The organism is Streptomyces phytophilus (assembly GCF_013870535.1).
Taxonomy (GTDB): domain Bacteria; phylum Actinomycetota; class Actinomycetes; order Streptomycetales; family Streptomycetaceae; genus Streptomyces; species Streptomyces phytophilus.
On the sequence record NZ_JACBXC010000096.1, the window covers coordinates 1 to 10,607 of the forward strand.

A 10,607-nucleotide genomic window follows, 5' to 3' on the forward strand; every position below is an offset into this window, starting at 1 on the left:
GCGCCCGACATCAGCGCCGTGTACAGGATCAGCGACGCGCCCAGGCCCACCGCCCAGCCGTAGTCCGCCAGCGGCTTCAGGAACGGGATCAGGCCGTCCTCCGGGTACGGGCCGGAGGCGCCCGCGTCCGTGTGGGAGCCGCCGATCGCCAGCAGGCCGCCGACCGCGAAGGCCAGCACGCCGCGCCAGTTCCAGCCGCCCGTGTACCAGTACGCGCCGTCGCGGCGGTACAGGTCGGGCAGGGCGAGCGCGGTGCGGCGGACGAGCCAGTAGTCGGCGATCAGGACGCCCGCGACCGCGCCCAGGAGGCCGCCGTAGGTGCCCAGCCAGACGAAGATGTAGATGTCCGGGTTGGCGATCAGCTCCCACGGGAACATCAGCATGCCCGCGGCGCAGGCGATCAGCGATCCGGTGCGGAAGCTGATGGCCTTCGGCGCCAGGTTGGACAGGTCGTACGCCGGACTGACGAGGTTCGCCGCGACGTTCGTCGTCAGGGTGGCGAGCAGGATGACGAACAGGGCGAAGGCGACGCCCAGTTTGGTGTCCATGCGCGCGGCCAGCTCCGCCGGCTCCCAGATCGGCTTGCCGTAGACCGCCTGCGAGCCCGAGGTGACCAGCACGGACAGCAGCGCGAACGCGGCCATCGTGGTGGGCAGTCCGAGCGACTGGCCCCATATCTGCGCGCGCTGGCCGGCGCCGAAGCGGGTGAAGTCCGGGATGTTCAGCGACAGCGTCGACCAGAAGCCGATCATGCCCATGAGGGCGGGGAAGAACACCTTCCAGAACTCGGAGCCCCAGCCCAGCTCGGACGGCTCGTCCAGCAGCGGGCCGAAGCCGCCGGCCTGGTCGGCGATCCATATGAGCAGGGCGACCGCGCCCGCGAGCATCAGCGGCGCGGCCCAGTTCTCCAGCTTCTTCACCCCCTCCATGCCGAAGAGGATGATGCCGACCTCGACCAGCCAGAACAGCACGAAGCACAGCCACTGCGGCCACGGGTAGCCGCCCCACGAGCCGGCCTCGACCCACCAGCTCCCGGCCCCGATGATCTTCCCGGCCAGGAAGTAGATCGCCTGGCCGCCGATCCACGTCTGGATGCCGAACCAGGCGCAGGCGACGACGCCGCGCAGCAGCGCCGGCAGGTTGGCGCCGACCACGCCGAACGACGAGCGGGCCAGGACGGGGAAGGGGATCCCGTACTTCGGTCCCGCGTGGCCGGTCAGCAGCATCGGCAGCAGCACGATGACGTTCGCCAGGGCGATGGTGAGAACGGCCTGCTTCCAGTCCATGCCCAGCGCGATGAGGCCCGCGGCCAGCGTCCAGGTCGGCACGTTGACCGCCATGCCCACCCAGAGCGCGGCGAAGTTGTAGGTGGTCCAGGTCCGCTGCGCGGCCGGGACCGGGAGCAGGTCGCCGTTGGCGAACTTTGAACTATGCCAGTTCTCGGAGTCAACGTCTGTGCTGGTGGGAGCGGTTGGGACGCTGGCCATGTGACGCACCTCACAGGGGACAGGGCCCTGCCAGGTGCCGCGCGGGGGCCTCAGGCAGGGCCGATGGCAGGTGGTGCACCGTGTGAAATGTCTTTGACTTCCTCGTGGAACTCCCGCGTCAGGGACTCACGCGGGAATCGCTGCAACAACTCACCGGTGAGTTCCCCAGCGACCAAGAGCAAAGAGGGTAGCGACTTCCGCTCCGTACCGAAAGCACCCCGGGCGATACTGACCGCTTCGTCAAGCTCGCCTGAACGCGCCGCAGCAACACCGAGAGTGAGCCGGGCTTCCGCAACACGCATGGGGTATCGCTCTGCCCCGTCCGGTGTGGTACCGATCCGGATGACTTCCCGAGCGTGCCCGGATGCACGGGCATCGTCACCTAGCATCCGATAGGCATCCATCTCGTAGAAATCCCACTTGTCGGGGTCGATGACGAAATGGTGTTCTCTGTGGTCGGGCCGGGGAAGGCGGTCGAGTCGCGCACGTCCTGCATCGAAGGTGTCCCGCACTTCACGGGCGTTTCCGATGCGGGCATGGGTCTTTGCGGCGTGTGCGTAGAGTTGCACACCGACGCTGTGCGTCGAATCGGACCGATGACCGGCTTCCACGCACTCCAGCACATCTCCGAATCGCCCTTGGGTCAGAGCGAACCACGCCCCGAGTTCGAACGACCACGCGGTGATTTCGCCGTGCCCTGACTCGTGCCCGATACGCCTGGCGGTATCACGGCTGATCTCAGCCGCTTCGCGCTGACCCATATCGTATTCGAGACAGCCGCCAAGCAGAAAGAGCCATCCAGCCTGCACCAGAAGCTCTCGATGCTGCTTGAGCGTCGTACGGCCATTCATCATCTTGTTGATGTGGCGTAGCCCTTTACGCGTCTGTACATGCAGGGTTCGCGCCGGGACATACGGATAAGAACGGCACAGCCTGTCAACGGCGAGTAGAACGGTCTCCAGGTCTTCCTGGCTTACGTCGGTAGCCCTTGCCTGTTGGGCCAACTTCGCTACTTCCCAAGGCCCTACGTCGAAGTCAGGGAGTACCGGGCCGAACTCACCCGGGGATGCAGGGAGTTGCGGGGAAAGCTGTTCAGCTTCCCAGGGGCGCGGCAACAATCCCAACATATGACCTGGGATGCGCAAGCCGTCTGCGATCTCTGCGACCTTTTCGAACTGCGTAACCTTGGATCGGCCACGCGCAATCTGCCCGACCCGCTCACCCTTGATACCGCACGCTTCGCTGATCTTCAGGAAGCTGATGCCGCCCCACTTCTTCGCCAGGCGGAACACCTCACCGAAGTCGTGGCGCCCCAACGCTTCGCGTACGTCCTCCCGTTCGAGCACATGCGGCGGCAGTGCCGCCGGGAAATCGTCGGCCATCTCGCAGTCCTCGCGTCGTTCGAGGTCAAGGCGGGGGTGCAGGTCCTGACCCCAGAGTCTACCCCCGATGGGTAGCCCACGGAGGGGGCTCCGTAAAAGCTCCCCGCGCGTCACCATCGGGCCCATGAAGCAGGCACAACGGCACCGGCAGGGTGCAGCTTACAGACCGCACAGCGGCTGTGCTGCACGGTTCATTGGGACGCGAATCAGTCTCAGGACCATATGCAATTTCGACCGTGCCGCGGGTGCCGCTTCCGAACCAGTCCACCAACCACCACCGAAAGAATCAGTTTTGGGGCGATACCAGATGCCATACATGACGTTCGATCAGCATGGCACTGCGGACACGTCGGTGATGAAGTGGCAATGGCGACGGCATCCCCGATGTGTCGGGCTGGCACGAGCCCAGTTGCGCAAGGCGTTGGCCGGGTGGGGGCTGGCCGGGATTGAAGAGTCGGCTGCACTGGTGGTCACTGAGCTCATGACGAATGCCGTCGTTCATGCTCATGTGCCACCCGGGCGAGAGATTCAGACGCGCTTCCTCCGGCAGGAAAATGGAGTACGTATCGAGGTGCACGATGCCTCCGACGTATGGCCGAAGCAACGGGAGCCTGATGAGTCGGGCGGCTACGGACTGCTCATGGTCGAGCAGTTAGCGACCCGATGGGGGGTAGCGGAGCGCGGCGGGATCGGCAAGGTCGTATGGGCCGAAGTATTCGACCCATACACCGTCCCGCCGGAGTGAAGTCACCATAATCAGCGCGATATTCCTCACGGGATGCCAGTTGCGTACTGACAACTAAATATCCCTCACAGCAGACCGGACCACCCGTCGCCTGGAAGCTACCGGGTGGTCCGGCAGGGGAACACTGCGGAACCCCGGTAGGTAAGCCTACCGGGGCCGTAGTGCTGTGCACAGCGGCTTTCACAGATCTTCCATACGAGGAGGTGAGGAGCACTGTTACCCGCACATGAGGGGTGCCGGGCCCGGAACCGGTGCGTCTGCGGTGCCGTGGCATCGGATGCAAGGGGAGCCTGCATCAAGTGCAAGCGGCGCGGCCGATGGGAACGACGGAAAGCCCAGCGAGGAGACAGGGAGATTCGATAAACGGAACAGTCAGGCAACAAGTTCGCGAGGAAAGAAGGGAGGTGGTGAATCTATTGGTCGTGACCGTGTCCGTGGTCGGTCTGCTCAGCGTGATCACGTTCATCCTGTGCAGGAACGCGGGGCTACGTGTCTCGCATGCGACGGTCTGCATCGTCCTGGGGTTCTATCTGGCATCGTCCAGCTTCGCGGAGCCGATCTCTGAAGTGACTCAGGGTCTGCTCGACGTGATCCAGTCCAGTTCCTAGATGCCTGAGGTGTCCCGCGCACCGCGCGCGGGACACCGGAACCACAGAACAACACCAAGTACACGCCGAACAAAGGAGGTTGCCAACCCCTTGACATCCAACGACGAAATCACGCGCCTGTTGCCGCGCGTCAAGATAGACCTGGAGGCCATAAACAACGCTTGGGCAGCGTTGGACCGAGTCAACCGCTGTGCACACTGCCACGCTGACGGCTTCGTGCTGCTGATGTACTTCTCAGCCCGAGCAATCGAAGCCTCACAGCTCAGCATCGAAAACCACCGACTGTCGGCAGCAATCACCGAAGAGCGCCGACGCACCGCGAACCTGCTCGCCGCCATTCGCGCGGCCCTCTCCGCGGAGCACGACGGCGAGAGCGACCCCCTCTGGTACCTGCGCGACGAGTACGGCACACACAAGGGCCGGATACCGGAAACCGCGGGAGGTGACGCCACTTGAGGAGGCGTCATACGCGGCAACTGTCGAACAGGCAGCGCAGAGCGCTGCGGAAGAACAACGACACAGTCGGATTGATGCTCCTTGACACCGAACCCCTGTGGGTTGTCCTGCCCGGCATGTTCGGCCGTTTCCTGTGGCGCCACCGTTCCGCACTCGCGCCGTTCACCGTCGCCGTAGCCGTGTTCATCACGTCTGCGGTTGCCCATAAGAGGAACAGCGGCATATGGGGAGCCGTTCTCACGGGTACCGTCGTACTCACCGCCGCCGTGGGGTTCCCTCACTCGGTGCTGAGACGGCACCGGTTCGGTGCGCGGGCTGCGCGAGTTCTGGCGCGCATATGGGCGGCGTGCGGGATGGACCGCCCCCTTGAGCGGGCCTACGGCGCCGTCGTCATAGCCGCTATGGGCGGCTGGAGTTCGGCCGCCATTACCGCCAGCGTGACCACTCAGCCTATTCGAAGCATCTGGCTGTACGCCACGGTTGTCTGCGGAATTCCGTGGTGGATCCACCGCAGGCGACGCGCCCGGGTGCGCGTGGAACGCACGATATCCGCGTGGCCCGGACTCGCAGAGAACATGGGCCTGCCCGGATCCCGTATCGCATCCGCCGTCGTGGATGCCTGGGGATTCACCGCCCGCCTCATCCTGCGGAAAGGCAACACGGTGAGCGATGCCGTGGGCCGTATCGGTGCCATTGAATCGGCACTCGGTGTGCGAGCAGGTTCGGTCCGTGTCCTTCCCGACAGCAAGCGCGCCGACCGATGCACTCTGCGCGTGGTGGAGAAGGACCCGCACGCCAAACCGCTCGAATGGCCTGAGACCGCAACCGCCAGCATCACACGGCCAGTAGCTCTCGGGCTCTTCGAAGATGCCCGGACGGTGGCCGTGTCGTTCCTGCGGCGGCATGTCCTCATCGGGGGCGTGGTCGGCTCCGGGAAGTCCGGGGTCGTGAATGTGATCCTCGGAGTCCTCACGGCATGCAGGGATGCCGTCGTCTGGGGAATCGACCTCAAGGAAGGAATGGAACTCTCCCCGTGGAATCCGTGCTTGGGCCGCTTGGAGACAAACGGACGACACGCCTGCGCATTACTGCGCGACGGCGTAGCCGAGTTGGAACGGCGCGCGCGTCTGCTCACCGAACAAGGACAGCGGGTCTGGGAACCCACCCCGGAGAATCCCGCACTCGTCATCGTCATCGACGAGTACGCGGAACTCCCCGAGGAAGCCCGCGAATTCGCTGACTCCATAGCGCGCCGTGGTCGTGCCGTAGCCGTGACGCTGGTAGTAGCGACTCAGCGGCCCACGCAGAAGACGATGGGCGGTGCTACCCGCACACAGATGGATGTGAGGATCTGCCTGCGCGTGCGGGAGCGTCGCGACGCTGACCTGATTCTCGGTCAGGGATTCGCCAAGTCGGGCTGGAACGCGGACGCTCTCACACTCCCGGGGAGCTTCCTTATCTCCGGCCCCGAACACCAGACACCCGACAGAGCACGAGCTTGGTTGGTCACCGACGATGCCGTCATCCGGCATGTGTCGGTCCACGCGGGGAAGCGACCGGCCGCTGCCGCGCCCGCAGACGGGCCGTCAAGGGCCGCAGAGGACCCCTCCGGCCCTGAACCCGCCACGCCCGCCGACAACGCCTCTGAGGGCGCGGACGGGGCGGATACGGCCCTGTGGGTCGCTCTCCGGCGGGCCGGAGCAGAGGGCGCGTCGGTCAAGGGACTCATGACCGCTTCCGGCCGGGGTCGGAGCTGGGTGTACTACCGGCTCCGGGAGCACGCCGACGCAGGCCGGGCCGTCCAGCTCTCCCGGGGCCGCTGGCGGGCGCTCACGGACAGCCAGGCCCCAGTCGGCGGACGGGCGTCGGCAAGCCCCACCCGCACCCGCCGCGCCCGCCGCGCTACACGGGACCGCCGCCCGCCGAACCGTGACACACGGTAACGGCCGGAACGTCCACGCCTCACGCGCGCCTGCGCGCATTGAGGCCATTTGTTCCCCTGTGGACGTGGACGTGTACGAACACCGTGAGTAGCCACGATCACCCGGGAGTGCTCCGCCTGGCTCCAGAGTATTCGGGCATCGACAGAATGGAGGCGATATCAGCGCGTGCAACAGAACAACGTCCCTCGACGAAAGGAATCACCTACCAGGAAACAACGAAGGACCCGAGAGAGGCGAACACCGACGCCTGACGCGAAGGCAAGAGCTACAGATCACACCATCCGAGAGTCAGAGATGGACGCCCGCGCCGAGGCCATCGTGGACACGATGCCCCCGCTCAGTGATGAGCAACGCGCTCTGCTGGCACTATTGTTCCGCGACAAGACCGTGAAATAGCAATACGGTAAGGGCCCCGGAAATTGCTCCGGGGCCCTTACTTTATACCTAGCCAGTGAAGCACGCACCGACAATAGCCCCTTCACCTTGAAGAAACCGATGGTTCCTTGCCGGCAGGGCGAACCGTCATCAACAGAAACGGCTGATACGCATTCACCTAACGCACGTGAAACTGCCTCAACGCAAGAACCACGGTAACGGGGGCGGCCAAGCCAGGGTTAAGGTAGATGGCACAAAACACTGCCATGGCCAGAATGCCGTTATTACGGGCCTCACGATCACAATCTACAACGCCTTGCAGCACGCGGCATTTCAATGTGCGCCACACTCTCTGAAACATATGACCTCCAGTACATTGCATTATCCCCAGACGCCACCTCAGCGGCATCGACGCCGACCCTCCCAAGTCCTCTCCTCAGCCAGAAGCCATGTCGGTCCATACAGACTGTTTGCTGGCTATGCTCGTGGTCACGCCGTTGTCCGACAGGTCCGAGTCGGACGAGGCAAGTCAGGTACGGAAGCGAGACAGGGGTGCAGGTGACAGGGCATAAAACAGTACAAAACCTGCAAGAACAGCTCAAATCTTTGGAAGCGCGAGCGCAACACAATCGAAAGAATCAGGGCAAGGCTTGGAGTCGAAATACAGCGGCTCAGAAATCCGGCTTGGCGAAGCAGACAGTGAGCGGTTGGTTTAGTGATTCTCGGCCTAGAATCCCCAAGGATCCAGAGGATCTATGGAAATTGGTGGCTACATACAGCGACTGGGCCAACGAGCACCCGCAAAGAAGGTTCTGGAAAGATCTATGGGAGAGCGCTCGGAGTAGCCTAGGGCACGATCAGACCTCTAGCTCACGGCGAAAGATCGAACATTGGACGAACCCATTTGACCTAGAGGTTCATCGATCCATCGATGCTGGAGCAGCTAAGCTCGGTCTCCCTGCGCTGCCTCTCTACATTCAGCGCCCTCATGATAAGACCCTCGAAGATATCGTGGCAAAGGTAGCTGAGGGAAAGAACAGGATTGCCATTCTTGTGGGGGAATCATCCACGGGAAAAACGCGAGCGTGTTGGGAGACTATCCAAAAACTGCCAGATTCCTGGTCGCTGATACATCCGATTCATCCGAGTCATCCGGACTCCCTTTTGCAGGCTCTTGAGGATGGGATCCCCTCTCAAACAGTGCTTTGGTTAAATGAAACGCAACTCTACTTGAATACTCCCGGCAGCGAATCAGGTGAACGAGTCGCCGCAGGCTTGCGCGAACTACTGCGAGACCCCCGAAGTGCACCCATGCTTGTACTGGGAACCTTGTGGCCTGATCACTGGGACGAACTTACTCGACTGCCTGATGGAAGGAGTTCTGACAAGCATCCACATGCACGGTCGCTCCTAACGGACCACAGTGTTTCGGTCCCAGCCTCGTTCTCCACCCAAGCCCTTGAGTCTCTAAGATCCCGTATGAATTCAGACCCGCGCCTTTTTGAATCATACGAGCAAGGAGGTGGAGGAAACTCTCGCATCACGCAATTTTTGGCAGGCGCACCCGCCCAATTGGAACGCTACCAGAATGCGCCGGAACATATCAAGGCAATAGTAGATGCAGCAGTCGACCTAAGGCGAATGGGGCACTCTCCCCTGATTCCTCGACCACTCCTCACAGAAATGGCGACCTTGGCCATGGATGATGAGGTGTTGGCCAGGCTCTCTGATGATTGGATCGAAGAAGGAATTAAGTACGCACTTGCGCCCTGCAGAGGTGCTAGCGGGCTACTAATCAGAAATCACCCGATGCCAGGCGCGCTATCGGACTCTGATCGCGCCTACAGGGTTTCAGATTATCTCGAACAAGTCGGCCGAAAAGAACGTTCTAATATGCCACCACAACCGTCTTTCCTATTTACGGTTCTGCGCCATGTAAGGGACGTGGAGCAGCTAAGGTCCATTGCCACGGCACTGGAGGAGCGCGGGCGTTGCTTCTACGCAGCCCAGTTGCTTCTTCGCGCCTCAGACCTAGGTGATTTCGAGTCAGCGCGTATGCTTGCAGGACTTCTTGAATTTGCAGAGGATTGCATCGGGGCAGCACAAATCATGGAGACGAACTACTTGTCAGGCGGTCCTGCCGGCATCGAATGGCTTGCCTATCACTTGCTTCGAAGCGGCGAGCAGGAGAGAGCCGAAGCTCTGTGCGTGGTTGAATTCGAAAAGAATAATACCAAGCCTTGGATTAGAATGCGCGAAGCCTACGACCTGGCCGACGATACTGCAAGTTCCGAAAAACTCGTACAGCGCATGGTCAGTCGCCAGTACCCGGAGATCGGCATGATGATCGGGGCAGGCGATCTCGACGAGGCGTCGAAGATTGCAATTCGGTCGATCGCCGAGCGGTTCACGATTTCCGAAGTGGAGGCAAAACTCCTAATTGATCGAGAACTCAAAGTCGCTGCCCCCAGACTGAAATTGATCACTAGCGCTTTGAACGAACATACGGAAGTACTTCGAGAAAGCATGGACCGGCTGAAGGAATACGGAAAGGAGTTTTCCGAGTCCGGAAAAGCTCAAGAAGTGCGTGCCATCAGGGAAAAGATCGCGGCCCACACGCGCGCAGGAGATGAAACCCAGGCGAGATCGATTATCATCCAAGGCCTGAATTCCGGGATTATCGGCCTTGAAGTGCTTGGCTCTTACTTTACCGACTTGGGCCAAGAGGATACGGCCGAGTCAGCCCAAAGGCACGGGATCGATTGGTATGGAAACCTTCTCCCAAAATGGGGCCTCAGAGAAGTTCGGAACGCCTATGACTCACTATCCTTGGATGGTTAAGCGACAAATGCGCCCCTCTACTCAGCCCAGGCACCGTTTCCGTCGACCTTGTGCTGAAGATTCCGCACAGGAGTGGACGAGATGGGCAAGGTCTTCACGCCATTCAGTCAGTTGACAGTTGCCTCGACAGGCTCAAAGTTCACGCGATCTTCAATCTTCAGACGGCTGCCCTTGCCGACGGGGAGAACCGTGATACTGAAAATTGTTCTAAGGCCGATACGCTTCTCACCCAACGTGAGTTCTTCCCATGCCGCCTTGGCGTCGTCGGCCTGGATTACCTTCCCTAGTGGCGATTCCCCGTCGTCCATTTCTGCCAACTGGTCCTTTACTCGGTCCATCTTGGCCCGCCGACGCCGCGTGCGCACAACCATCTGGCTTTTGGTGATCAGATCGTCATCGTAGTCGGCTGCTATCTCTTCCAACTTCCGTCGATGCTCAGCCAATTCCGATTGCAGCGCAGCCACGTCAATGTCCGAGGAAGGCGACTGGATCAGATCCGCTGCATCTTTGCGTTTCAGCCGTTCGACCACGACCCGCGCGACGAAGTCATCCAAGTCAGCGAGAGAAACCGTGACGTGCCCCTTGCCCCTCTCCTGACACCGATACACGAAGCGGCCAGCGCGCCTACTGGACTTGTCGACGCGTAGAGGCGATCCACAACAGCATTTGTAGATTCCAGACCCGAGGTACTTTGCAGCCCGGCCAGTTCCGGGTGTTGTCCTGCGCTCCGGATCCGTCAGTTTCGATACGATCGCGCGCCATTCGGACTC

At 61.7% G+C, this 10,607-nt stretch carries 8 protein-coding genes; 5 read left to right on the forward strand and 3 right to left on the reverse strand.

Annotated features, from left to right (window positions below):
- Positions 1–1,487 (reverse strand): NCS1 family nucleobase:cation symporter-1 (locus H5J30_RS08190; protein ID WP_181786491.1); only part of this gene is annotated, 1,487 nt, incomplete at its 3' end.
- A 50-nt stretch (positions 1,488–1,537) separates the two neighbouring features.
- Positions 1,538–2,869 carry an NsdA family TPR-like regulatory protein gene (locus H5J30_RS08195; protein ID WP_181786493.1) on the reverse strand — a complete coding sequence of 444 codons (1,332 nt, stop codon included), beginning with the start codon at positions 2,867–2,869 and terminating at the stop codon, positions 1,538–1,540.
- A 316-nt stretch (positions 2,870–3,185) separates the two neighbouring features.
- Between H5J30_RS08195 and H5J30_RS08200 the strand changes: the two genes are divergently transcribed.
- The 5 genes from H5J30_RS08200 to H5J30_RS08220 all read left to right on the forward strand — a co-directional run bounded on the left by H5J30_RS08200 (position 3,186) and on the right by H5J30_RS08220 (position 9,837).
- A complete protein-coding gene (locus H5J30_RS08200) occupies positions 3,186–3,614 on the forward strand; it encodes an ATP-binding protein (protein ID WP_258563183.1) in 429 nt (142 codons plus the stop codon).
- 422 nt (positions 3,615–4,036) lie between these two features.
- Positions 4,037–4,222: a hypothetical protein gene (locus H5J30_RS08205; RefSeq protein WP_374100955.1), complete on the forward strand. Its 186-nt coding sequence runs from the start codon at positions 4,037–4,039 to the stop codon at positions 4,220–4,222.
- A 90-nt stretch (positions 4,223–4,312) separates the two neighbouring features.
- Positions 4,313–4,678 carry a hypothetical protein gene (locus H5J30_RS08210; RefSeq protein WP_181786495.1) on the forward strand — a complete coding sequence of 122 codons (366 nt, stop codon included), beginning with the start codon at positions 4,313–4,315 and terminating at the stop codon, positions 4,676–4,678.
- A gap of 74 nt (positions 4,679–4,752) precedes the next feature.
- Positions 4,753–6,621 (forward strand): FtsK/SpoIIIE domain-containing protein, encoded by a 1,869-nt coding sequence (locus tag H5J30_RS08215; protein ID WP_181786497.1) that lies wholly within the window; start codon positions 4,753–4,755, stop codon positions 6,619–6,621.
- 1,854 nt (positions 6,622–8,475) lie between these two features.
- Positions 8,476–9,837 (forward strand): hypothetical protein, encoded by a 1,362-nt coding sequence (locus H5J30_RS08220; protein ID WP_181786499.1) that lies wholly within the window; start codon positions 8,476–8,478, stop codon positions 9,835–9,837.
- 107 nt (positions 9,838–9,944) lie between these two features.
- On the opposite strand, the gene H5J30_RS08225 is transcribed toward H5J30_RS08220, so the two are convergent.
- Positions 9,945–10,391: a hypothetical protein gene (locus H5J30_RS08225; protein WP_181786501.1), complete on the reverse strand. Its 447-nt coding sequence runs from the start codon at positions 10,389–10,391 to the stop codon at positions 9,945–9,947.
- Positions 10,392–10,607 lie beyond the last annotated feature (216 nt).